Raw genomic sequence first — 24,377 nt, 5'->3', positions numbered from 1 at the left:
GCAAACGTCAACTGCTTCGTATTTCAGCAAGCCCTTCGAGAAACTCCGCAACGCGAGGGCCGGCAGCGCCGCAAAGCTCGGCATGACTAACCTCAGAACGGTTATAGAGGACCGAGCGTCCATCGAGATCGGTCAGCCGGCCGCCGGCGCGTTCGAGGATGAGATCGGCTGCCGCAAGATCCCAATCATGCGAATTGCGCTTGACGAAGGTACCTTCAAGACGGCCGTCCGCGACCATCGCGATGCGATAGGCGAGCGAGGGCACATGCTTCACCCTTTCGATCTTCCGCCGGAAGGGATCGGGGAACGCCTTCAGGATGTCTTCGCCGATCGCAAAACGACTGACGGTATCCGGTCCGTTGGCCGATACGGCAATGGGCTCGCCATTTTTCATCGCGGCACCGCCTTCGACCGCCTCGAAAAGCTCGTCGAGGGCGGGAGCATAGAGAACTCCGGCAACCGGCCTGCCGCGATGGACGACGGCGACGCTGACGCACCAGAGATCCAAGCCGCCGAGGAAGGCGCGCGTGCCGTCGATCGGATCAATGACGAAAAGCGTCTCGGCCGACAGACGGGCGGCGCTGTCCTCGGTCTCTTCGGAAAGCCAGCCGTAATCCGGCCTGGCGAGGCGCAGGATGGATTCCAGCTTTTCGTTGGCGGCGAAATCGGCAGCGCTGACGGGCGAGCGGCCTCCATTTTTCCACCAGACCTCCGGCGACTGATTGAAGAAACCGAGAGCAACATCACCCGCCTGCTTTGCGGCATCGGCGATCAATTCGAGATCGCTTTGCCAGCGGGCCGTTCGAACGTCACACATTGCATCAATCCAATTCCAACAAGGTCAGGGCGCTCTAGCGTCCCGCAAGCGTCATTCCCTCGATCGCCAGCGTGGGGGCCGCTACGCCATACTTGCGATCGATGTCGTTTGCGGGCGTCACACGCATGAACATCTCCTTGAGGTTCGAGGCGATCGTCACTTCGGAGACAGGGAATGTCAGTTCGCCGTTTTCGATCCAGAAGCCGGTCGCGCCGCGGCTATACTCGCCTGTGAGCATGTTGACACCCTGGCCGATAAGCTCAGTTACGTAGAAGCCGTTCCCGACGCTCCGGATCAACTCTTCCGGCGAGATATCACCCGGTTCCAGCGCGAGGTTCGTCGAAGCGGGCGTCACCGAATTGCCGCTGCGCACGCCGCGGCCATTGGTTTCCATGCCGATTTCACGCGCCGTCGCAGTCGAAAGGAACCAATGCTTCAGGACGCCGTCCTCGATCATCACCAGACGCTCGCCGGAAATGCCTTCGCCATCGAAAGGACGCGAGGACGGGCCGCGCACAATCAGCGGATCGTCGGTGATCGAAAGGCCGGATTTCAACACCTGCTGGCCCATCTTGTCGCGCAGGAAGCTGGATTTGCGCGCGACCGAGGCGCCATTGATGGCGCCAGCGATGTGGCCGACGAAACCGCGGGCGATGCGCGGATCGAAGACGACGGTGACGCCCTTGCCGGTATCGACCTGACGCGGATTGAGGCGCTTGACGGCACGCTCGCCGGCGCGCCGGCCGATTTCGGCGGCATCGTCGAGTTCGGCGTAATAAAGGCGGCTGTCGTAATCGTAATCGCGCTCCATGCCGGTGCCTTCGCCGGCAATGACGCTGACGGAGCGGCCGAAGCGCGAGCCCATATAGCTGCCTTGGAAGCCGTGCGAGGTGACGAGAACCAGCCCACCGAAACCAGCGGAGGCTCCGCCCCCGGACGAGTTGGTGACGCCCTTGACCTCAAGCGCCGCGGCCTCAGTCGCAAGCGCTGCCTCGCGCAGAATGTCGGTGGAAACTTCCGTCGGGTCGAAAAGCTCAAGATCGGCATAGGACTTCGCAAGCCTCTGCTCGTCGGCAAGGCACGCGAAGGGATCTTCAGGCGAGACTTTTGCCATCGCGACAGCGCGTTCGGCGAGCGCCGTCAGGTCGAAGCCCGGATTGGCGGAAACGCTCGCGACCTTCCGGCCAACGAAGACGCGCAGGGAGAAATCGTCGCTCTCAGACGATTCCGTGCCTTCGACCTTGCCGAGGCGGATGCCGACGGATTGCGAGCGAGAGCGCACGACAACCGCATCGGCGGCATCGGCGCCGGCCTTCTTGGCAAGATCGATCAACTGGCTTGCACGGGAAAGAAGTGTCGAGGAATCTATTTCTGAGGACATGATTTGGCCTTTCCTTGGGCTTCCATTTATTGTGCACTTCCGAAAGCATCAAGGCCGCGGCCGTCGATTCTTTTTCGCGCGGCTTGCGCGCTTCCCACCATTGAAAGAAACTCCGCGACATGTCCGCCCCCAATGCCCTCTTTTCCGAAACGATCCTGCTGCTCGGCGGCGCGGTCGTTGCCGCCCCGATCTTCAAGAAGCTCGGGCTCGGCACGGTGCTCGGCTATCTTGCCGCGGGCGTCGTTATCGGTCCGATATTTCATGGCATCACGGACGGCGAGCAGATTTTGGGCGTTGCCGAGCTCGGCGTCGTGTTCCTGCTCTTCATCATCGGCCTCGAGCTCAAACCCTCGCGCCTCTGGCAGATGCGACGCGACATCTTCGGGCTCGGCACCGCGCAGGTGATGCTGACGGGACTGGCGTTGACGGGCCTTTCCTATTTCTCCGGCGTTCTCGACTGGCGGGGAAGCGTCGTTGCGGGCTTTGGGCTGGCGCTTTCTTCCACTGCCTTTGCGATGCAGCTACTCGATGATGCTGGCGAGGTGAACACCAAATACGGGCAGCGCTCCTTTTCGATGCTGCTTTTCCAGGACCTGGCAATCGTGCCGCTCTTGGCGCTGATCACCATTCTCGACGGTGGAAGCGGCAGCAATGCGCCGCTTCTGGACTTTGCGATCGCGGTCGGTGCCGTCGGCGCGATGATCGTCATGGGACGCTATCTGCTGACGCCGCTCTTCCAGGTGATTGCAAGGACCGGAGCCCGCGAGGCGATGATTGTCGCGGCGCTTTTCGTAGTCATGGGATCGGCGAGCCTGATGCAGTTTGCCGGGCTTTCCATGGCGATGGGCGCGTTCCTGTCCGGCGTCATGCTTGCCGAATCGTCCTACCGGCACGAGCTTGAGGCGGATATCGAACCCTTCCGCGGCGTGCTTCTCGCTATCTTCTTCATCGCGGTCGGCCTGTCGCTGGAGCTGGACGTGCTGATCGACAACGCGCTCTTCATCATCGCCGCGGTGCCGATCGTGATGGCCGTCAAGGCGGTGATCATCTACGGACTCTGCCGGGTGAGCGGTTCTTCGCACGACGACGCCATCCGCATCGCTTTCCTGCTGCCGCAGGGCGGCGAGTTCGGCTTCGTGCTGTTTACGACCGCCGGTGCGGCGGGACTGATGAGCTTCAGCACGGCATCGCTGCTGGTCGCCATCGTTACACTGTCGATGGCGCTGACGCCGCTCGGGGCAGCACTTTCGAAACGTATGATGAAAGGCGAGGATCATGAGGAGCTCGATGAGGACTTCGAGGGTGCGGGCGCCGATGTGCTGATGGTAGGCTTCTCGCGTTTCGGCCAGATCGCCGCGCAGATCCTACTCGCGGGCGGGCGCGACGTGACGGTCATCGATTTCTCCGCGGACCGCATCCGCCAGGCGTCCTCCTTCGGCTTCCGTATCTATTTCGGCGACGGAACGCGCAAGGACGTGCTGCGCTCGGCCGGCATCGAAAAGGCGAAGATCGTCGTCGTCTGCACGCAGAAGCGGGAAATCACCGACAAGGTGGTGGACCTGGTGCAGGCCGAATATCCGCACGCGAAACTCTTCGTGCGCTCCTACGACCGTGTCCATTCGATCGCCCTCAGGAATCGCAATGTCGATTACGAACTGCGCGAAACGCTGGAATCCGGCCTGCTTTTTGGCCGCCGCACGCTTGAGGCGCTCGGGTTCGACGATGCGGACGCCTTGGAGATCGGCGAGGATATCCGCAAGCGCGACGAGGAGCGGCTCGTGCTTCAGGTAACCGGCGGGCTGCAGGCGGGCCGCGACATGCTCTTTTCCCAGCCGGTCCGGCCAGAACCGCTGGTGAAGCCGAAGCGAACGATGGATTTCGACGAAGATCCGCTAGCGGGAACGGCTGACGTGACAGCGGATGCCTAAGCCCTGAGGCGGGCTTCAAATTCCCGATCGAGTGCGCGCTTCAGTTCATCCTTGACGCCCGCAGACATCGCCAGTACCTCGCGCGCCTTGAGAAAATCCATCACGCCAGTGCGGCCGACGGCCGGGCGCAGGAAGATATGCGGCGGCTGGAGCTTGAGTTTCAGCGTGATTGCCGTCTGCATCATCAGTTGGCCGGAACCGAAAATGCTTTCCATGCGGTTCGGAATATGTGTGCCGTCGCCTTCCGGCGCACCGACGACATCGACACCGATGACGATGTCGGCAATATCCATCAGGCACTCGTAGGGGACCGGATTGCTGATGCCGCCATCGATCATCACCCGGCCGTGGAGGCGAACGGGCATGAAGACGGCAGGGATGGAAGACGATGCGGCAAGCGCCGGAAATAGCGCTCCTTCGCCGATGATGACCTCGCTCTGACCGTAGTAATCGGTCGTGATGACGTTCATCGGAATAGGCAGATCTTCGAAGCGATCGGGCAGGCCGGCCGGCAGGAAAGCCTTGAGGATACGCTCGAGATTGAACTGGCCGATACGGATGCCCTTTGCGACGGCGTCCCGGACCGTCTGCGGCCGCAGACCCCAGATGCGGCTGACGACAGCCGTCTTGTTACCGACCGTCATCAGCGCGTGCTCGCGGATCGCCTCGCCACTCATGCCGGCCGCCATGCCCGCACCCATGATGGCGCCGATCGATGCGCCGGAAATCGCAACGGGCCGGATGCCGAGCTCGTCCAGGGCTTCGATCACGTGGATATGGGCGAGCCCACGGGCACCGCCGCCGCCGAAGGCGATGGCCACCGTCGGCATGCCGCTCGCAACAGGCATTTCGCTATTCGCAATAACCGCCGCCTGCCGCACAACCCAACTCCGGATAACCCGCCGCCCTTATTCAGGCTGGTAGCGGAAGAAATGAACCCTTGTATCGCCGAAGATGCGATCTTCGAGGAAGAGATAGGAAGGATCAACCGAAACGGCAACATCCGATCGCTCTTCGAGAACGGCAATCGCGCCCGGCACGAGCCAGCCGCCCTTGGCGGCAGCCGCCATCGCCTTTTCACCCAGACCCTTGCCATAGGGTGGATCGGCGAAAAGCATGCTGAAGGGCTCGAGATTGCCGACGGAACCCAGGTCCGTGGCGTCACGCCGCAGAATGCGGGTGCGGCCGTGGAGGCCGAGCGCATCGATATTCTCCCAGAGAAGCCCCCTGCCCTCGACGCTGTTTTCGACAAAGAGCGCATGACGGCAGCCGCGCGAGATGGCTTCGAGGCCGACGGCGCCGGTGCCGGCAAAGAGATCGAGTATCCGGGTGCCGTCGATGCATTCCGAATAGGCGTGGCTCAGGATATTGAACAGGCTCTCACGCGTCCGGTCGGCAGTCGGCCGGATGTCGTTCGATTTCGGTACGGCAAGCGGCCGTCCGCGAAACTCACCGCCGACGATCCGCACCGCGCGTCATTCCCTTTCCTTTCGGTCCACCGCGCGACGGCGCGCCCGAAGGCTTGCCACCGCCGCCCGGCCGATCGCCCTTAGGCTTGCTTGAGAAATTCTTGGAGCCGCCGCCCGGCTTGCCGAAGCTCTTGCCGCGGGGCTTGTCGCCCGCAGGTTTATCGCCAAACGGCCTTTCGCCGCGCGGACGTTCGGAGCGGCCCTCGCCTTGAGCGCTGCGGGCAGTGCGCGCACGATCGCCGAAGGAATGGGGACGCTCGTCACCTTCTTCGCGCGGTCTGCGGTCGCCACGGGGCTTGTCGCTAAAAGGCCGATCCCCACGCGGAGGGCGGTCGCCTGACGGGCGGTCACCACGCGCGGGACGATCACCGAAAGGACGGGGACGTTCGTCACCCTCAGCACGTGGTCTGCGGTCGCCACGGGGCTTGTCGCCGAAGGGCCGATCCCCGCGCGGAGGGCGGTCGCCGGACGGGCGGTCGCCAGAACGGCGATCCGGGCGTGCAGGACGATCGCCGAACGAGCGCTTGCGGCCAAAACCCTCGCCGTCATCCTTGGACTTCGGCGAAACTTCGCTGGAGCGGATCCACTCGCCTTCTTCGTCGCGGGCGCGGTTGATCTGAACACGTGGCCGGTCGTCGCCGTAGCTGGAGGGCTGCGGCTTACCGCTTCCCGGCTTCTCGCCACGCTTGCGGGCGGTCTGGGCATTCTTCGCAGCCTTGGCGGCGGCCTTCTCGCCGAGCGGACGGGCGCCGGGCGCCATCCAGACATTGGCGTTTCTGCGGCTGCCAAGCGCCGGGCGCTTGGGCCGGTCGTCTTCCCTGCGGCCAACATCGCGGTCGCCTTCGCGCCTGCCATCCCGGCGGTCATCACGGCGATCGTCACGCTTGGTGTCGAGACGGCTCAAAGCACGCTCGCGCTTGTCCTCAGGCTTCCAGGAGCGCTCGCGCTTTTCCGGCTTCGTTTCCACCTCTTCCTCGGCAGCAAGGGCAGGCGCGTTGTAGATCGGGGCATCGAAGTTCGCCTTGGCGTCCTCGATCAGGCGCGGTCCAAGCTGATCGCGCAGCGTGCGTCCGCGCACTTCAACGACGTGGCCTTCTGGCAGATCGCCGAGTTGGAACGGACCGTAGGAAACGCGGATGAGACGGTTGACGTCGAGGCCGAGCGCGCCGAGCACATTCCTGATTTCACGGTTCTTGCCTTCGCGAAGACCCATGGTGATCCAGACGTTGGAACCCTGGGTGCGGTCAAGCGTCGCTTCGATGGAGCCGTAGAGCACGCCGTCGACGGCAATGCCGTCCTTCAGCTTGTCGAGCGCTTCCTGATCGATCTCGCCATGGGCGCGCACGCGGTAGCGGCGGAGCCAGCCGGTGGTCGGCAGTTCGAGCGCGCGGGCAAGACCGCCGTCATTGGTCAGCAGCAGCAAACCTTCGGTATTGATGTCGAGCCGGCCGATCGACATGACACGCGGCAGCTCTTCTGGCAGGTTGTCGAAAACCGTCGGGCGGCCCTCCGGGTCGGAATTGGTGGTCACCAGACCGGCCGGCTTGTGATAGAGCCAGAGGCGCGTGCGCTCGATGCCGCGGATCGGCACACCGTCGACCTCGATCTTGTCGGTAAGCGTCACGTTGACCACCGGCGTATCGAGCGTCTTGCCGTTCAGCGTGACGCGGCCTTCCATGATCATGCGCTCGATGTCGCGGCGCGAGGCAACGCCTGCGCGCGCCATGACCTTGGAGATGCGTTCCGCCTTGGTATCGCCTTCGGTCTCGGCGGCTGCAGCCTTGGGAACCGCCGAGCTTCTTGCCGGTTTGCCTTCGGTTTTCGGCCGCGCATCGTGCGCGGAGGGCTTGCCGCCCGGCCGTTTTGGCTTGTCTTTGAATGTCATTTGTTGTTTGCCTGCCTTTTGGGGCCTGTCTATCAGGTCGCGCCCTTGCGGTTAAGTGGGAAATTGCCGGATCGTGAAGACAAATCGGTTTATGGAGATGGCCCTTGACGAAGCGCGAGCAGCGGGCGGGCGCGGCGAAGTGCCGGTCGGCGCCGTGGTGGTGCGCAATGGCGCCGTCATCGCGCGCGCCGGCAACCGGACGCGGGAGCTCAACGACGTCACGGCCCATGCCGAAGTGGCTGCGATCCGCATGGCTTGCGAAGTCCTGAGGCAAGAGCGTCTGGTTGGCGCCGACCTCTACGTGTCGCTGGAGCCCTGCACCATGTGTGCCGCGGCCATCTCGTTCGCGCGCATCCGCAGGCTCTATTACGGCGCGGAAGATCCCAAAGGCGGGGCAGTCGACAATGGTGTGCGGTTTTACGCGCAGGCGACCTGCCATCACGCGCCGGAAGTCTATTCCGGTTTGAACGAAACGGAATCAGCGGACATTCTCAGGACGTTCTTTGCCGAAAAGAGAGAGCTTCCATGACCCGAGCATTCTTGTTCTCGCCGCCATAGTCGCGCTCGCCGCGTCGGCCTACAGGGCGCTCGCGCCGGGTGCAGGGAAAATCCCGATGAAATGGTCTTTGCGGGGCAAGGTGAATTGGTCGGCGCGCCGGCTCATGGCCTTCGGCTTCGTGCCGGCACTTGCCTCGCCATACTCATCCGGCTGACCGTAAGCGGCATGGCCGGCGGAAACGATATCGCTTTCACCGGCTGCATTCTTTTGTGCACATCGCGCTCGTTCGCAGCTGGTTTGCGGCGCGGCAGGCCTGAGATGGCCCGATAGTTACTGAAGGAAGTTCCACCACTTCTTGCCGGTGCCGGCAACTGCGGCATCCTTCTTGCGCTGCTTTGCCTTCTTGAGCTCGGGTTCGCCAAGGTCTTCCAGCTTGGCGGGATCGTCGACCTGGCGATAGGTCGACGGCGGATCGGAAATGTAGCGGCGCTGATCGAGATAGGCCCCTTTCTGCAGGGCACGGGCTTCGCGGTAGGCCTTGGTCTGCGCTTCGGTCGTCTGGCGACCGCCTTCGACGCCGTTCTTGGCGAGCGGCGAGACGTAGGTATACTTGTCCTCGTTATCGTCGGCTTCCTTGACGAGGCGTGCACGCGTTTCTTCCGGCGACTCGACCCACTGCGGATTTTCCTTGCTCGCGATCGTCTGCTGCGGCTCGACCAGCGCTTCCCTGGAAGCCTGGGCAGGCAAGACGAGCGTCGGGCGCGGCGTGTACTTGACGCCCTTGTTCTTCGGCTCGCGGGGAGCCAGAGACACGGACTGGCCGATATCGTCGCCAAGCTGCGCCATCGCCGTCGTGCCTGTACCGTAAGTCGGGCTGCAGCCGGAAGCTATCGAGCCCGCCGCCACAACAAGAGCCAGGCAAGCGCCTGCACGGAACCAACGCGTCGCTAACATGAAAACCCTTCCAGCCATGCCGGTGCAATCATCGCCCTACCGGATGATCGTCCCCCTGACGTAAAAATCCGGCCATTTTCAGGCAGCTTTTACCGGATGAACTGCAAAAGAGCAATTCATCCGGCAATTTTCTTCAGTATTACAATCCGAGTTCACGCAATGCAGCGGCATCGCGCGCCGATACATCCGGATACTGCGGATCGGAGCCGACATCCTTGGTGATACGCCAGGAGCGGGCGCATTTGGTGCCCTCGGCAAGTGCTGGCTCGACGCTAACCCCCGGAACTTCCGGCAGCCGGAAGGCTTCGGCCGGCCCCTCGGCGCCGTCGACGGCAATATCGGAGGTGATGCAGATTTCCGAGAAATCCAGCCCATCAAGAGCAGCGCGAAGCACGCTGTCGGTGACATGCACGACGGGCGCTGCTTCCAGCGACGAGCCGATCCGCTTGTCCTTGCGCTCGATCTCCAGAGCGCCGGTGACGACCGAACGGATCGCACGGACCTTCTTCCACTTGCCGGCCAGTGCCTCGTTCTTCCATTCAGGCGGGATCGCCGGGAACTGCTCGAGATGAACCGAGACCGCCGACGGATCGCGCGACAGCCACGCCTCTTCCATCGTGAAGGGCAGCATCGGCGCCATCCAGGTCACCATGCTATCGAAGATATTGCGGATGACATGGAGAGCCGCACGGCGCCGCGGGCTCGACGGCGCATCGCAGTAGAGCGTGTCCTTGCGGATGTCGAAATAGAAGGCCGAGAGCTCGACATTGGCAAAGTCGATCAGCGCGCGGGCGATCTTCTTGAAGTCGAAGGCATCGTAGTTCTCGCGCACGAGCTCGTCGAGCTCGGCCAGGCGGTGGAGCATCAGCTGCTCCAGTTCCGGCAGATCGGCGAGCGCGATCACTTCGCCCTTGTCGTGGGCGAGTGTGCCAAGCATCCAGCGGATCGTGTTGCGGAGCTTTCGGTAGGCATCGACATTCGTCTGGATGATCGTCTTGCCGACGCGAAGGTCGTCCGCGTAATCGGAGGTCATGACCCAGAGACGGAGGATATCCGCACCGGCATCCTTCATAACTTCCTGCGGCGCAGTGACGTTGCCCTTGGACTTTGACATCTTCTCGCCCTTCTCGTCCATGGTGAAGCCATGGGTGAGGACGGCGTTGTAGGGCGCGCGGCCGCGGGTAGCGGCCGATTCAAGCAGCGAGGAATGAAACCAGCCGCGATGCTGGTCCGAGCCTTCGAGATAGAGATCGGCCGGCCACTTAAGGTCCGGGCGGTCTTCCAGCGTAAATGTGTGGGTGGAGCCCGAGTCGAACCAGACGTCGAGGATATCCATGACCTGCTTCCACGGCTCGTTCGCCTTCTTGCCGAGGAAACGCTCACGCGCACCTTCGGCGAACCAGGCGTCGGCGCCTTCCTTTTCGAAGGCTTCGAGGATGCGGGCGTTGACCTCGTCGTCCTGCAGGATCTGGCCTTGCTCGTCGACGAAGACGCAGATCGGCACGCCCCAGGCGCGCTGGCGCGATAGCACCCAATCCGGGCGCTGTTCGATCATGGCGCGCAGGCGATTCTGGCCGGCAGCCGGAACGAAGCGGGTCTCATCGATCGCGTTCAGCGCACGGGAGCGCAGCGTCGTTCCGTCGCCGAGCTCCTTGTCCATATGGACGAACCACTGCGGCGTGTTGCGGAAGATGACCGGCTTCTTCGAGCGCCAGGAATGCGGATAGGAGTGCTTCAGGCGGCCGCGTGCGAAGAGCGCGTGACGGGCGATCAACGCTTTGATGACGCGCTCATTGGCATCACCCTTCTTGCCGCTGTCGTCGATAACGCGCGCCGCGCCGCCCTCCGCGTCCGGGCCGAAGCCGGGCGCGTCGATGGTGAAGAAGCCGGCATCGTCGACCGGAAACGGGATCGTGGACGAGATGCCGCGCGCTTCGAGGTCCCGCATATTGTCCATCCAGGCATCGAAGTCCTCGCGACCGTGGCTGGGGGCGGTATGGACAAAACCGGTACCGGCGTCATCGGTCACATGCTCGCCATCAAGCAGCGGCACTTGGAAATCATAGCCGCCGCCCAGGCCGTGCAAGGGGTGCGCGCAGGTGACGGCGGCAAGTTCATCCGATTTGATATCGCGAACGAAATTGAAGGTCACTTTGGCCTTGGCAGCCGACTCCTCAGCCAGGCGCCTGGCAAAGATCAGCTTCTCGCCCGGCTGCGGGCCGAAGTCGTTCTCGGCGGTCGCAACTTCGTAGAGGCCATAGGGGTAGCGCGACGAGAACGCCACCGCGCGGTTGCCGGGGATCGTCCACGGTGTCGTCGTCCAGATGACCACGAAGGCGCCGGCCAGAGCGGCGGGGCCTTCCGCGACGGGGAACTTCACCCAGATCATATCGCTTTCGACATCGGCGTATTCGACTTCGGCTTCCGCCAGCGCAGTGCGCTCGACGACCGACCACATGACCGGCTTGGAACCGCGGTAGAGCTGGCCGCTTCTTGCAATCTTCAAAAGCTCGCCGGCAATGCGCGATTCGGCGTGGAAGTTCATCGTCGTATAGGGATTATCGAAGTCGCCCTCGATGCCGAGGCGCTTGAACTCCTCGGACTGAACCTTGATCCAGCCGGCGGCGAAGTCGCGGCATTCCTTGCGGAATTCGTTGATCGGAACTTCGTCCTTGTTCTTGCCCTTCTCGCGGTACTTCTCCTCGATCTTCCATTCGATCGGAAGGCCGTGGCAGTCCCAGCCGGGAACGTAGTTGGCGTCAAAGCCGCGCATCTGGAACGAGCGGTTGATGACGTCCTTGAGGATCTTGTTCAGCGCGTGGCCGATATGGATGTTGCCGTTCGCATAGGGCGGGCCGTCATGGAGGACGAATTTTTCGCGTCCGGCCGCGGATGCGCGCAGCTTCCTGTAGAGGCCCATCTGCTGCCAGCGTGCAACGATTTCCGGCTCCTTCTGCGGCAGGCCGGCGCGCATCGGGAAGTCGGTTTCGGGCAGGTAGAGGGTCTTCGAGTAATCGATCTTTTCGGCTGTGTCGGTCATGTTTCAGCAATCGTTTCTGGGCGCCTTCACGGCGCGACGGCTTCAAAAATGTCTGATGACGGAAGCGCTCGTTTGCCCAAGCGCCAAAAACCCGGACCTTCCGGCTCAGCGCGCGCGGAAGGCCGGGCCGATAATTCGCATCGCACTCGACAGCCGGACTTTATTCATAGCGGCGGTTCATAGGCGTTTTTGCCGGGAAAAGGAAGAGGGATTTGAGGCCGTGCCCACCGGCCATCGCGGCGTCAGACGAAACAAAGCTTAAGGTCGAGTTCGCCGAGCGGCCGGACACCGGCAAGCAGCGCCCTCGCCTCCTGCTCGTCACGCTTGATCTGCTCGACGAGCGGTTCCAGGCCGTCGAACTTCAGTTCGGGCCGCAGGTGGCCGAAGAAGGAGACGGAACAGGTCCGGCCGTAGAGGTCGCCACTGAAATCGAAGAGATAGGTCTCCAACAACGGCGCACCGTTTTCGATCACCGTCGGACGGCGGCCGTAGCTCGCAACTGCATCGTGGAGCTTGCCGTCGTCCAGGCGGAAGCGGACGGCGTAGATGCCGGCTGCAAGTTCGGCCTCCGGCGGAAGCTGCATGTTTGCGGTTGGAAAACCGAGCTCGCGGCCAAGCTTTTCGCCGCCGATCACCTCGGCCTCGATTGTGTAGCGGTAGCCGAGCTGCGCGGCGGCCTCGCTGACATCGCCTTCCTTCAACAACTCGCGGATGCGGCTCGATGAGACGACTTCGGCATTCTCGTCGCGGAAGGCGTCGATCAGCGTGACGCCGAAACCGTATTTATGGCCGGCATCCATAAGGAAGGCCGGGCCGCCCTCGCGATTCTTGCCGAAATGGAAGTCGAAGCCGGTGACGACTTCGGAGGCGCCCAGCCAGTCCTTCAAGATGCCGTGGATGAAGTCGTCCGGCGAGCGCTGCGAAAATCCGCGGTCGAAGGGATATTCGATAACGGCATTGAAGCCGATCGCTTCCAGGATGCGGGCCTTGAGGGGTGCAGGCGTGATGCGGAAGACCGGTGTTTCCGGCCTGAAGACCGTGCGGGGATGCGGTTCGAAAGTCAGCACCAGCGCCGGGATGTCCCGCTCTTTCGAGATTTCCAGCGCGCGGTTCAGCACCGATTGATGGCCGCGATGAACGCCGTCGAAATTGCCGATGGCAATCACGCCGCCCTTCAGGTGGGCAGGCAAGGGTTCGCGGGTTTCATTGCGGTGAAAAACGGTCATCGGCGGGCTTCTTCTTATGCGAGGCGGGGCATCCACCACTTGGGCGCGGCCTTCTCGCGTTCGAGATAGGCATGCAGGATCGCCTCGTCGGTCTCGCCGTTCAGCGTGTATTCCTTCGCGTGGATACCGCCGCTGATATAGAGGAGATCGAGGCCGTAATCGAGAGCGCCGTGCACATCCGTCGGCATGCCGTCGCCGATGGCAAGAATGCGGCTTTTCGGGAAATCGCCGTGGAGTTCGTGCGCGGTTGCCAGTACGGCGTCGTAGATCGGCGCGTGCGGCTTGCCGGCGATGCGGATCTCGCCGCCCAACTGGTGGTAATAGGCAGCCATGGCGCCGGCGCAGGGTATGATGCGGTGGCCACGTTCAACGACAAGGTCCGGATTGGCGCAGACCATCGGCACGTTGCGTGCCTGAAAATCCTTGAGCATATCGGTGTAGTCTTCCGGCTTTTCCGTCTCGTCGTCGAAGAAACCGGTGCAGACCACGGATTGAGCGTCCTTCGCATCGACGCGCTCGACGCCGAGACCTTCGATGATGGCCAGATCGCGATCCGGGCCAAGCAGGAACACCTTCTTCGGGCCTTCGGCGATCAGGCCGCGGGTGACGTCGCCGGAGGTGACGATCCGGTCATAGGCGCCGTCCTGGATGCCGATCTGGCGAAGCTGGGCGACGACCTGAGGCGCGATGCGCGGCGAATTGGTGATGAGGATGACGGCAAGCCCCTCGCCGCGCGCAGCTTCCAGAGCGGCAGCGGCCGTCGGGAAGGGATCGACGCCGTTGTGCAGCACGCCCCAGACATCGCAGAACACCGCATCATAATGGCTGGTGATCTCCGCAAAACTTCTAATCCGCTTGGCCATCCGATTTCCCGATTTGCTTTCAGTCAGGCGTGACATTGCAAAGGCATGCCGCGATGGCAAGGGGTTTCCGGGCGATCTTCAGCAAAAACCGTCGGACCTTCCACGACAGGAGCGCCACGCCGTTGACAGCCTGCGCGGGCACTCCGAAGCTCAGGCAACCGACACGCGTCGAATCGGGCGATGCTTCAAACAATTCCCGCCCTCTTCACAATTCCGGCGCAAAATTCCGTGATGGGTCTTCTTGACTCCTTCTGGAGCCATCCCTAAATGCTCGGCGCTAGCACTCCTCAACGGAGAGTGCTAACACTTATCCATGTGGGCCGTCCGGCCTGCGAATGTCATTTGATCGAGGGATTAGACAATGGCAAGCACCAATTTCCGCCCCCTTCACGACCGCGTCGTCGTTCGCCGCGTTGAATCCGAAGAAAAGACCAAAGGCGGCATCATCATTCCCGATACCGCTAAGGAAAAGCCGCAGGAAGGCGAAATCGTCGCCGTCGGCTCCGGCGCTCGTGACGAGTCCGGCAAGGTCGTCGCTCTCGACGTCAAGGCTGGCGACCGCGTTCTGTTCGGCAAGTGGTCCGGCACAGAAGTCAAGATCAACGGCGAAGACCTTCTGATCATGAAGGAAGCCGACATCATGGGCATCATCGGCTGATCCAGCCGGTCGCTTTTTACCGAAATCGCTGACAACCCTTCTCAGGAGTTTTCAAAATGGCAGCTAAAGAAATTAAGTTCGGCCGCACCGCGCGCGAAAAGATGCTGCGCGGCGTCGATATCCTCGCTGACGCAGTCAAGGTAACGCTCGGCCCGAAGGGCCGCAACGTCATCATCGACAAGTCCTTCGGCGCGCCGCGCATCACCAAGGACGGTGTTTCGGTCGCCAAGGAAATCGAACTGGACGACAAGTTCGAAAACATGGGCGCCCAGATGGTCCGCGAAGTCGCTTCGAAGACCAACGACATCGCCGGTGATGGCACCACGACCGCAACCGTTCTTGCTCAGGCCATCGTTCGCGAAGGCAACAAGGCCGTTGCTGCCGGCATGAACCCGATGGACCTGAAGCGCGGTATCGATCTTGCCGTTGCTGAAGTCGTCAAGGATCTCCAGGCCAAGGCCAAGAAGATCTCGACTTCGGAAGAAGTTGCGCAGGTCGGCACGATCTCCGCAAACGGCGACAGCCAGGTCGGTCGCGACATTGCTGAAGCCATGCAGAAGGTCGGCAACGAAGGCGTCATCACTGTCGAAGAAGCCAAGACCGCCGAAACCGAACTCGAAGTCGTCGAAGGCATGCAGTTCGACCGCGGCTATCTCAGCCCGTACTTCGTGACCAACCCGGAAAAGATGGTTGCTGACCTCGAGGACGCCTATATCCTTCTGCACGAGAAGAAGCTCTCGAACCTGCAGTCGATGCTTCCGGTTCTCGAAGCCGTCGTTCAGACCGGCAAGCCGCTGCTGATCATCGCTGAAGACGTCGAAGGCGAAGCGCTTGCAACGCTCGTCGTCAACAAGCTGCGCGGCGGGCTGAAGATTGCTGCCGTCAAGGCTCCGGGCTTCGGCGACCGCCGCAAGGCCATGCTCGAAGACATCGCGATCCTGACCGGTGGTACGGTCATCTCCGAAGACCTCGGCATCAAGCTCGAGTCCGTCACCCTCGACATGCTCGGCCGCACCAAGAAGGTTTCGATCTCCAAGGAAAACACCACGATCGTCGACGGCGCCGGCGCCAAGTCCGACATCGAAGGCCGCGTTGCGCAGATCAAGGCGCAAATCGAAGAAACCACCTCCGACTACGATCGCGAGAAGCTGCAGGAACGCCTTGCCAAGCTCGCAGGCGGCGTTGCCGTCATCCGCGTCGGCGGCTCGACGGAAGTCGAAGTGAAGGAAAAGAAGGACCGCATCGACGACGCCCTCAATGCGACGCGCGCTGCTGTTCAGGAAGGTATCGTCCCCGGCGGCGGCGTCGCCCTGCTGCGTTCCTCCGTCAAGATCACGTCCAAGGGCGTGAACGACGATCAGGAAGCCGGCATCAACATCGTTCGCAAGGCGCTGCAGTCGCTGGTTCGCCAGATCGCTGACAACGCTGGTGACGAAGCTTCGATCGTCGTCGGCAAGATCCTCGACAAGAACGACGACAACTACGGCTACAACGCCCAGACGAGCGAATATGGCGATATGATCGCCATGGGTATCGTCGACCCGGTCAAGGTCGTCCGTACGGCTCTGCAGAATGCAGCCTCGGTTGCTTCGCTGCTGATCACCACGGAAGCCATGATCGCCGAGCTGCCGAAGAAGGACGCTCCGGCAATGCCGGGCGGCATGGGCGGAATGGGCGGCATGGACATGATGTGAGACTGAGGTCTCGCATCTGAGCCATCCGGTTCAGTTCAGGAAAGGGCGGTCTTCGGGCCGCCCTTTTCTTTTGAAGCGCGATTCGCAGCCGCGCACGCGCAGGGCAAGCTTTCCAAAGCGTTTAACTTGGCCCGTTTACTTGCCGCCACCAGCCCGTAGCTTTCGCGAAGCTTGTGCCGCCAGATTGTTCGACAAATATTCGAATTTCGCTTAAAGAGGCATTTGTCGAGCAAAAACCACTTCTTTGCGAAGCGAAACCAGGCGCAATCCATCACAAATTGATTCCTTGTACTTCTCATGCGACGTTTTCCAGCAAAATAGCCGGTTGAACCGTCTTGGCCGGACGAGGGTCCCACCCCGAAAAAGCCGTTGCCGTTTGGCGAAAAGCTCCTATAAATCCGCGCTGCAATTGATGCGCGTTCGAGGATCGTTTTCGCCCGCCAGCGAGGATGGAACGCCGTCTTAACCTGCGCGAACATTCGGCGACGACCGTTTGCGCGACAAGCAAGAGCAAGCCTCAGTGCCCCGCCGGGGTCGAGGTTCCAGACCGCAGGCATGATGCCTAGCGCCGAATGACCCTGTTTCGCTCTGACCGCAGCGCAGCCGAGACTGCGCCCGAACCGGGGAACCCCTTGTTTAAGATCGCCAAAGCAACTGTTGCCGCCCCCCTGATGCCTGGATCGCTGGATCTGACCCATCGTAACCAGGATATGATTGCGCAATTCTCGGTCTCCGAGGCCTGGGCCGGCGACTTTTCAAGCGGAATCATCCGCCTTGGCGACTGGAGCAGCCTGCTGCATGGCCTTTCGACACAGGAATGCGGCCTTCTAAGCCTGCTGCGCTGCTATGATCCGAAAGATCGGGGGCATATCCTCGCGCTTTTCGAACAAGCCACAACACTTTCGTCGTCCTTCTGCTTTTCCACCACGATCATGATGCCGAACAGCCTGCGTCAGCCGGTTTTCTGCATGGGTGAATCGAGCGGAGTGGAGGAAAAATTCAGTGGCAGCATCGCGGGGGTCTTCATCTTTCCGCGCTTCAAGCTGGATGGGGCAAACCAGACGGCAAGCCGGCAACAAGCGCAAGCATCATAAACGTCAGGCGGACTGTGTGGAAACGCGTGATCGACGGTGGCTGTGGTCAGATTTTCAGCCAATCCCGTCAGTTGTGCGCGAAGGCAGCGCTGGGCTCAGCCGGCCAGAAGGCCGGTTAGGTCCAGTCGATCCACGAAAATCTTCGATGAAGCGGACCGGATTGTCCGGTCAGATGTCCAGCGCCTCGGGCGAACGCAGCATTGCGAGCGGACTGTTCTAGAAGGATGTGCCATGCAAAGCGTAGACCGACAGTTGCCACAAGGAATTTTCAATTGGCTTTCGGGCAGCGGGAATAAGCGAACCTGGAGGGAAATGGATGACTGACTGGGAACTGATCCGAGACATGATGGCCGAGCGATCGATGCCTGTGGGCGCGTGGAGGCTGCTGGATACCGTGAGAGCGATAGAGACGCTGCTATTAGCGTGCGCGGCCAAGACGTGAGCGTGCACGACTTTCGTACAAGCGCGTGGACAATCCGGAAAACATTCGATACGCGATCTTCCGAGAGCGCCACGAAAAGACAGACGACCGTGCCTATGTACCGGAAGCCTCCCGCATCCTTGTCGCCATGGCGCGCCGCAGCGGAAATAATTGGATCCGGCCAGCCCAAGGCTCCAGCAGCAGACGACATACGCAAGATGATCACCTGGTTCGGTAGCCACGCTGTCCCTGGTGTCGAGCAAGCCATCGGGAATCGGCGTAGCACCTCATCTTGAATCGAGGACGTTAGTTTCCACACGGTCTGCAGCAATTTTGCGACTACGTCTCGCCGTTCCGGTGAAAAAACCCTCGAGCTCCGCAAAGCCCATAGCCTGGTCTGAGAAACGGAAGGTGCCTGCCGATCGCATTTCCCGCGCCGCGTTCACGAACGTGCCGTAGGCGTGCCTTGCCAGCCCCGAACCGACACTTATCCGTTTGACGCCCGCCTCCGCCAACTCTGCCACGCTGAACGTTGCGCCGGGCATTCCCATCACGTTGACGGGCTTCGTCACGGCCTCGCAAACCAACCGGATCGTGCGAAGGTCACGAAGGCCGGATGCATAGAGCACGTCGGCTCCGGCCTTCTCGAACGCTTGCAGTCGCCGGATCGTGTCGGCGAGATCGGCGCGCGCCCACAAAAAATTCTCACAACGCGACGTCAGCACGAAATCGTGGGGCAGAGAACGGCGGGCCTCGACAGCCGCCTCTATACGCTCCACCGCCAGCGTGAAATCATAGATCGGATCATCGCGCCGGCCGGTATGATCTTCAAGCGAACACCCGGCGAGACCGATGTCGGCAGCGGCTCGGATCGTCTCGGCAGCACTCTCCGGACTGTCGCCGAAGCCTTTTTCTAGGTCGGCCGAGACGGGCAGCGGCGTTGCGGCCACGATGGATCGGCAATGGTCCAAGGCGTCCTTACGTGAGACGGCGCCCTCTGCGGCGCCCAGAGAGAACGCCATGCCAGCGCTGGTGGTGGCGAGCGCCGGAAAAAACCCACGGCAGCTAAAATCCGGGCTGTGCCGATATCCCAGGGATTGGGGATAGTGAACGCGCCCGGTGCTTCGTTTCTCGAAATGCAATACGCTTGTCTTCCATCTGCTAACTGCCAGACTCGCCTCCTTAGATGCGAACATTACTCGAGATACCGAACAAATAAGGAACGATTGCCATAAAAAGCTCCCGGCAAAGCCGCTGGTTCCAAGGGCCGTTCCTGCGACCGGCCTCTTCCTTTAGGCCGGGTTACTCCGGCTTCACAGGGATGTTCAGACCCTTGGCGCTTGCCGGACGCGCGATGCAGCGTTCGAGCCAGGCCATGACGGAGGGGAACTTGGCGTAGTCCAGGACTTCCCGGCCGCCGTAGAAGATGTCGGCGCCGCGGATCCATGGGAATGTGGTGATGTCCGCGATGGTGTAGGCGTCGCCCATGATCCACTGCCGTCCCTCAAGGCGCGCTTCCAGCACGCTCAGCAGCCGCTTGGCTTCGTCGCGGTAACGCTCCATCGGATAGGAATTGTTGGCGACCTTGTCGGCCGCGAACTTGTAAAAATGGCCGAACTGGCCGAACATCGGACCGACGCCCGCCATCTGGAAGAACACCCACTGGATGGTCTCGTAGCGCCCCACAGCATCGGGGGGCAGGAGCTGGCCGGTTTTTTCCGCGAGATAGAGGAGAATCGCGCCTGATTCGAAGAGGCCGATCGGCTTCCCGCCCGGCCCGTTCGGATCCATGATTGCCGGTATGCGGCCATTCGGATTGAGCGAGAGGAATTCGGGGGACTTCTGATTGTTGGTTCCAAATGAGATGTAATGCGGCTCGTAAGGCAGACCGAGCTCTTCCAGCGCGATCGCTATCTTCACGCCGTTCGGCGTTTGCAGCGAATAAAGCTGAATAACATTTGGGTTCTGCGCCGGCCAGCGCTTGGTGATCGGAAATGCGGAAAGGTCTGCCATGCCGGCTTCTCCTGGGGGTTGGGTGGCCAACATAGAAGACCGGCGAAGCAAAAGACAACCCGCTCAACGGCGTGATCGTTTCAGATTAGTGAACAAAGCATCCTCATTTGTTTATCTTTTCATCGCAATAAAAAAAAGCGACAACACCGGCCAATCGGGGTTCAAACGGTGCCGGGGCACGGGGACCTCCAGAGCAATTCAAACGGAGATCGCGTCCATGTCGAATACCACCAATATCGTCCTTCTTGTCGCCCGCATCCTGCTTTCGTTTATGTTCATCATGTCCGGCTTCGGCAAGCTCACCGATCCGGCCGGTACGGCCGGGATGATCAGCGGTGCCGGCCTTCCTGCCGCAACGCTTCTCGCCTATGGCGCTGGCCTCTTTGAGCTTGTTGCCGGGCTTGCTGTCCTCGTTGGTTTCCAGACCCGTATCGTCGGCTGGGCACTCGCCCTCTTCTGCGCCTTCACCGGCCTCGTCTTCCACAGCGGCACGATCAACGTTCCGGATTTTCCGGCTGCAGCCAATGGCTGGATCAACGTGCTCAACCAGATCATGCTGATGAAGAACCTGACGCTTGCCGGCGCCTATATCCTCCTCGCCACCTTTGGCCCGGGCGCCTATTCGCTGGATGCACGCCGCGGCGCATATGCCGTTGCCGCCTAAGCGCAAGAAACCCGCCGTCGGAAGACGGCGGGTTGTTCGTTTGGTTCTTTGCACAAATCAACGGGCGCTGCGCACCGCCTCTATGATCCTCGCCACCGACGGCTCGCCGGCGTGGCTCTCCTTGCGGGCGCGGAGGAGGCAGGCTTCCGAGCGCAAGACTACACCGTCGTTCAGCACCCGCAGATGGTTCGCCCTCAAGGTGGAGCCCGTCGAGGTGATGTCGACGATGATATCAGCGGAGCCGGAGGCCGGAGCCCCTTCCGTCGCACCAAGGCTTTCGACGATGCGGTAGAGCTGGATCCCATGCTGTCTGGAGAAGAACTGCTGCGTCAGCCGCCAATACTTGGTTGCGATGGTCAAACGGCGGCCATGGCGGGCGCGGAAGTCGGCCGCGACATCGCCGAGATCGGCCATGGTGTCGACATCGAGCCAGATCTCAGGAACGGCAACCACCACGTCGGCGCGGCCGAAACCGAGGCGGGCGCAGAATTCGACGCGCCTGTCGGCTTCCGCCAGCCCTTCGCGCACCAGGTCTTCTCCGGTCACGCCGAAATCGATGGTGCCGTTGCCGAGTTCGCGCGATATTTCCGAGGCCGACAGGAAGGCGATCTCGACATCGTCCCAACCCTCGACACGGCCGCGATAGGAGCGGTCATTGCCGACGGCGACGATCCTCATGCCGGCGCGCTCGAAGAGTGTCGAGGCATCGTCCTTCATCCGGCCCTTGGAGGGCAGCGCGATGGTGATGGTCATGGGCCCGCCCTTTCCGTTTCGATGCGGTCGAGCCAGAGCGAGAAGCCAACGGCTGGAATGCGGTCCTTGGCGCCCAGCAGCGTCAACAGCCTGTCGAAGCGTCCGCCGCCTGCGAGCACGGCGGACGAACCCTGGATGCCCACCTCGAAGACAAGGCCGGTATAGTAATCGAGCGGGCGGCCGAAGGCGGCGCGATAATCGATGGAGGCGAGGTCGATCCCGGCATTTCCGAGGGCGGCCACCCGGCCATCGAAGCGAGAGAGCGCATTGCCGAGCTTCAGCCCGGCGGCATCGGCAAAACCGGCCAGAGCGGCCGACGCATTGATGAGCGGCACCCTCAGCGACAGGAACTCTTCGAGCACGCGGAAGGCCGCTTCATCGAGGCGCGTTTCCGAAAGAACCAACTTGTCCTTCAGCCGGCGGGCGATTTCAGCCGGCGAACGGCTGGCGTTCGAGGAATAGCCGGTTCTGTGCATCGTCGCGTTGATGTGGGCGATGAGTGCTGCCTCGTCGCCGGCGGCGATCAGGCGCGCAACATCGTCATCCAGATCGGTCACGAATTGCGGACTGACAAGGCTCGCAAGCAGCGCTTCAAGCTGGCCCATATTGCCGAAGGCATGGATCAGCCGCTTCTGCCACCCGAGCGGTAGGCCGAGCGCCTGGACCACGGCTTCGAAGACGGCCTGATCGCCCAGCGTGACCGTGAGGCGTTCACCAGGAAGTAGCCGCGTCAGGATGCCGGTCGCATCGCCGATCGCGCGGGCGTCGGCGCTGGCGATATTGATGTCGCCAAGGTCCTCGATGCCTGCCTGATAGAATTCGTTTCCACCCTCGCGGCGCTGGCGAAAGACTTCGCCGAGGTAGGAATAGCGTTTCGGCGTGCCGGTTGCCGTCTCGATGTGGCGGATGCAGACGGGAATGGTGAACTCCGGTCGCAGGCAGAGGCTGGCGCCGGTTTCGCTTTCCGTCATGAAGATGCGACGGCGAAGGTCTTCGCCGGCAATGTCGAGGAAGGGCTCGGCCGGCTGGATGACCGGCGTGTCGATCCGCTCCGTCTTGCGGGCGGCAAATTCGTCCAGAAGGTCGTTGGCGAAATCGGGGAGGTTGATCAGGGCCATGGGGTGGCTCCCAAATAAAGTCCCCTCCCCGACCCCTCCCCACAAGTGGGAAGGACTAACCTGCGACGATCGCCCAGAGAGATACGCAGCGCGGCCGACCAGGCGAATGCTGCGCTGGGCAGGACGGCGGCGCTCAAAGCCCCTCCTGCTTGTGGGCAGGGGTTGGGGAGTGGAAAATCACCCATTGCCGCCCGCCCTCGCGCGATCCTCCGCCTGAGCCGCCAGGATTTCCTTCACCTTGGCCACCAGATCGGCCTCGGCGACGGTCTCCTGCGCCACGCGCGCCTCGCGCCAGCTGGCATTGTCCTCGATCTCACCGGACAAGCGCTTGCCTTCGATCAGGTCCTTGATCTGCGCGACGCCTTGGGCACGCTCATCGCCGCCCTGGATGATGGCGATTGGGCAGCCGCGGCGGTCGGCATATTTCAGCTGGTTGCCGAACTTCTTCCAGTTGCCCTGGAACATTTCGGCGCGGATGCCGGCGGCGCGCAGCGCTTGCGTCATGCGCTGGTAGCGGCCCAAAGCATCCATATCCTGGCCATCCATGACTGTGACGAGCACCGGCTCGATGACCTCGCCCTGGCCAAGCTTGCCGAGGTTCTTAAGCGCCGTCATCAGGCGCGAAACGCCGATCGAGAAACCGGTTGCCGGAACCGGCTGGCCCATGAAGCGAGAGACAAGGCCGTCATAGCGGCCACCGCCACCAACCGAGCCGAAGACAACCTTTTCGCCCTTTTCGTTGGTCACGTCGAAGAGCAGTTCGGCTTCGTAGACAGGGCCGGTGTAGTATTCGAGACCGCGGACGACCGAGGGGTCGATCTTGATGCGATCTGGACCGTAGTCCGCTGCTTCAACCAATTGCCAAATCTGCTTTAGCTCAAGAACCCCTTCAACGCCTTTAGGAGAATCTTTGAAGTTGTTGTGAAGCGTGTCAAAAATAGCCCCTCCATCAATCTCGGCACTGGCCACCGGATTTTGAACCAACGGATGTGAACCGAGTGCCGTTTCTGCCCTCTGCAAGATATTGATGAAATCAAGCAATCGATCAATCTGCTGCGAAGTCAGCCCCGCGCCCTTCGTGAAGTCACCGGATTCATCCTTGCGGCCTTCGCCGAGCAAAAGCCGCACGCCCTCAGGGCCGAACTTGTCGAGCTTATCGATGGCGCGCAGCACGTTAAGGCGCTGGCCTGCCTTGTCCTCGTCGCCGAGACCGATTGCCTCCAGCACGCCATCCAGAACCTTGCGGTTGTTCACCCGGATAACATAATCCCCGCGCTTGATTCCGAGGGCTTCCAGCGTATCGGCCATCATCATGCACATTTCGGCATCGGCCTGAACACCTGGCGCGCCGACGGTGTCGGCGTCGAACTGCATGAACTGGCGGAAGCGGCCGGGGCCTGGCTTTTCATTGCGGAACACGTAGCCGGCGCGATAGGTGCGGTAGGGTAGCTGGATCTCATTGAAATTCTCCGCGACATGGCGGGCGAGCGGCGCCGTCAGGTCGTAGCGCAGGCTCATCCACTGGTCGTCGTCGTCCTGGAGCGAGAAGACGCCCTCGTTCGGACGGTCGCTGTCCGGCAGGAACTTGCCGAGCGCATCGGTATATTCGAAGAGCGGCGTTTCGACCGGATCGAAACCATAGTGCTCATAGACTTCGCGGATCTTCGCGGTCATCTCGTTGACGGCGCGGATATCGGCGGCCGAACGGTCGACGAAGCCGCGCGGCAAGCGAGCCTTGAGCTTTTGTGGTTTCTTCTGCTTCTCGTTCATTTCCAACGCATTCCGCTCAATCGTGACAGTGGCGGTTTCCTAGCGGATTGGGAGGATAGCGGCAAGGGCGAAGGGACTTGAAGCGCAAGCCAGAATCGAAGATCGAAGGGCAGTCCACCGAATTGCGGGA

Annotated in this window: 20 protein-coding genes and 1 pseudogene; 6 read left to right on the top strand and 15 right to left on the bottom strand. The window is 61.8% G+C overall.

Annotation, left to right across the window (positions count from 1 at the left end; genetic code table 11):
• Nucleotides 1-7 precede the first annotated feature (7 nt).
• Nucleotides 8-817, bottom strand: a complete 810-nt coding sequence (locus RGR602_RS04455; protein ID WP_039844112.1) for a 3'(2'),5'-bisphosphate nucleotidase CysQ — start codon at nucleotides 815-817, stop codon at nucleotides 8-10.
• A gap of 34 nt (nucleotides 818-851) precedes the next feature.
• A complete protein-coding gene (locus RGR602_RS04450; RefSeq protein WP_039844111.1) occupies nucleotides 852-2,198 on the bottom strand; it encodes a TldD/PmbA family protein in 1,347 nt (448 codons plus the stop codon).
• A 119-nt stretch (nucleotides 2,199-2,317) separates the two neighbouring features.
• Here RGR602_RS04450 and RGR602_RS04445 point away from each other — a divergent pair, with 119 nt between their 5' ends.
• Nucleotides 2,318-4,126, top strand: coding sequence for a monovalent cation:proton antiporter-2 (CPA2) family protein (locus RGR602_RS04445; protein WP_039844110.1), 1,809 nt, complete (start codon nucleotides 2,318-2,320; stop codon nucleotides 4,124-4,126).
• Here RGR602_RS04445 and RGR602_RS04440 read toward each other — a convergent pair.
• The 3 genes from RGR602_RS04440 to RGR602_RS04430 are packed head-to-tail and all read right to left on the bottom strand — an operon-like array spanning nucleotide 4,123 to nucleotide 7,480.
• On the bottom strand, nucleotides 4,123-4,974 hold the full coding sequence (locus RGR602_RS04440) for a patatin-like phospholipase family protein (RefSeq protein WP_039844109.1): 852 nt from the start codon (nucleotides 4,972-4,974) through the stop codon (nucleotides 4,123-4,125). The two genes, RGR602_RS04445 and RGR602_RS04440, sit on opposite strands and share 4 nt — an antisense overlap.
• 60 nt (nucleotides 4,975-5,034) lie before the next feature.
• Entirely contained in the window at nucleotides 5,035-5,595 is a 561-nt protein-coding gene (gene rsmD, locus RGR602_RS04435; protein WP_039844108.1) for a 16S rRNA (guanine(966)-N(2))-methyltransferase RsmD, read from the bottom strand.
• On the bottom strand, nucleotides 5,576-7,480 hold the full coding sequence (locus RGR602_RS04430; RefSeq protein ID WP_039844107.1) for a pseudouridine synthase: 1,905 nt from the start codon (nucleotides 7,478-7,480) through the stop codon (nucleotides 5,576-5,578). The genes rsmD and RGR602_RS04430 overlap by 20 nt, the downstream gene beginning before the upstream one ends.
• A 91-nt stretch (nucleotides 7,481-7,571) precedes the next feature.
• Here RGR602_RS04430 and RGR602_RS04425 point away from each other — a divergent pair, with 91 nt between their 5' ends.
• Nucleotides 7,572-8,009, top strand: coding sequence for a nucleoside deaminase (locus tag RGR602_RS04425; RefSeq protein WP_039844106.1), 438 nt, complete (start codon nucleotides 7,572-7,574; stop codon nucleotides 8,007-8,009).
• Nucleotides 8,010-8,309: 300 nt separating this feature from the next.
• Here RGR602_RS04425 and RGR602_RS04415 read toward each other — a convergent pair whose 3' ends face one another.
• The 4 genes from RGR602_RS04415 to RGR602_RS04400 form a co-directional block, all read right to left on the bottom strand.
• On the bottom strand, nucleotides 8,310-8,933 hold the full coding sequence (locus RGR602_RS04415; protein ID WP_039844104.1) for a hypothetical protein: 624 nt from the start codon (nucleotides 8,931-8,933) through the stop codon (nucleotides 8,310-8,312).
• Nucleotides 8,934-9,072: 139 nt separating this feature from the next.
• Nucleotides 9,073-11,973, bottom strand: a complete 2,901-nt coding sequence (gene ileS / locus RGR602_RS04410; RefSeq protein ID WP_039844103.1) for an isoleucine--tRNA ligase — start codon at nucleotides 11,971-11,973, stop codon at nucleotides 9,073-9,075.
• Nucleotides 11,974-12,215: 242 nt separating this feature from the next.
• Nucleotides 12,216-13,199, bottom strand: coding sequence for a bifunctional riboflavin kinase/FAD synthetase (locus RGR602_RS04405; RefSeq protein WP_039844102.1), 984 nt, complete (start codon nucleotides 13,197-13,199; stop codon nucleotides 12,216-12,218).
• Between the two features lie 14 nt (nucleotides 13,200-13,213).
• Complete coding sequence (locus RGR602_RS04400) at nucleotides 13,214-14,062, bottom strand: TIGR01459 family HAD-type hydrolase (protein WP_039844101.1); 849 nt, start codon at nucleotides 14,060-14,062, stop codon at nucleotides 13,214-13,216.
• Between the two features lie 361 nt (nucleotides 14,063-14,423).
• Between RGR602_RS04400 and groES the strand changes: the two genes are divergently transcribed.
• A complete protein-coding gene (gene groES / locus RGR602_RS04395; RefSeq protein ID WP_004675403.1) occupies nucleotides 14,424-14,720 on the top strand; it encodes a co-chaperone GroES in 297 nt (98 codons plus the stop codon).
• Nucleotides 14,721-14,776: 56 nt separating this feature from the next.
• Nucleotides 14,777-16,414: a chaperonin GroEL gene (groL, locus tag RGR602_RS04390; RefSeq protein ID WP_039844100.1), complete on the top strand. Its 1,638-nt coding sequence runs from the start codon at nucleotides 14,777-14,779 to the stop codon at nucleotides 16,412-16,414.
• Between the two features lie 35 nt (nucleotides 16,415-16,449).
• On the opposite strand, the gene RGR602_RS04385 is transcribed toward groL, so the two are convergent.
• On the bottom strand, nucleotides 16,450-16,971 hold the full coding sequence (locus RGR602_RS04385) for a hypothetical protein (protein WP_203226184.1): 522 nt from the start codon (nucleotides 16,969-16,971) through the stop codon (nucleotides 16,450-16,452).
• A gap of 75 nt (nucleotides 16,972-17,046) precedes the next feature.
• Here RGR602_RS04385 and RGR602_RS04380 point away from each other — a divergent pair, with 75 nt between their 5' ends.
• A complete protein-coding gene (locus RGR602_RS04380) occupies nucleotides 17,047-17,508 on the top strand; it encodes a hypothetical protein (RefSeq protein WP_039846643.1) in 462 nt (153 codons plus the stop codon).
• Between the two features lie 708 nt (nucleotides 17,509-18,216).
• Here RGR602_RS04380 and RGR602_RS04375 read toward each other — a convergent pair.
• A pseudogene (locus RGR602_RS04375) lies at nucleotides 18,217-19,067 on the bottom strand (isocitrate lyase/PEP mutase family protein).
• A 164-nt stretch (nucleotides 19,068-19,231) separates the two neighbouring features.
• A complete protein-coding gene (locus RGR602_RS04370; RefSeq protein WP_039844098.1) occupies nucleotides 19,232-19,942 on the bottom strand; it encodes a glutathione binding-like protein in 711 nt (236 codons plus the stop codon).
• A gap of 217 nt (nucleotides 19,943-20,159) precedes the next feature.
• Here RGR602_RS04370 and RGR602_RS04365 point away from each other — a divergent pair, with 217 nt between their 5' ends.
• Nucleotides 20,160-20,606 carry a DoxX family protein gene (locus RGR602_RS04365; RefSeq protein WP_039844097.1) on the top strand — a complete coding sequence of 149 codons (447 nt, stop codon included), beginning with the start codon at nucleotides 20,160-20,162 and terminating at the stop codon, nucleotides 20,604-20,606.
• A gap of 57 nt (nucleotides 20,607-20,663) precedes the next feature.
• Here RGR602_RS04365 and hisG read toward each other — a convergent pair whose 3' ends face one another.
• From hisG to hisS, 3 genes are all read right to left on the bottom strand, one after another.
• On the bottom strand, nucleotides 20,664-21,359 hold the full coding sequence (hisG, locus tag RGR602_RS04360; RefSeq protein WP_039844096.1) for an ATP phosphoribosyltransferase: 696 nt from the start codon (nucleotides 21,357-21,359) through the stop codon (nucleotides 20,664-20,666).
• Nucleotides 21,356-22,477: an ATP phosphoribosyltransferase regulatory subunit gene (locus RGR602_RS04355; protein ID WP_039844095.1), complete on the bottom strand. Its 1,122-nt coding sequence runs from the start codon at nucleotides 22,475-22,477 to the stop codon at nucleotides 21,356-21,358. The genes hisG and RGR602_RS04355 overlap by 4 nt, the downstream gene beginning before the upstream one ends.
• Nucleotides 22,478-22,654: 177 nt before the next feature.
• The gene (gene hisS / locus RGR602_RS04350) at nucleotides 22,655-24,247 is read right to left on the bottom strand and encodes a histidine--tRNA ligase (RefSeq protein ID WP_039844094.1); all 1,593 of its coding nucleotides are present in this window, start codon (nucleotides 24,245-24,247) and stop codon (nucleotides 22,655-22,657) included.
• Nucleotides 24,248-24,377: the final 130 nt, after the last annotated feature.

This window comes from Rhizobium gallicum bv. gallicum R602sp (assembly GCF_000816845.1).
Taxonomy (GTDB): domain Bacteria; phylum Pseudomonadota; class Alphaproteobacteria; order Rhizobiales; family Rhizobiaceae; genus Rhizobium; species Rhizobium gallicum.
Note: the sequence above shows the minus strand (reverse complement) of the source record. Positions and strands in the feature narration are given on the sequence as shown.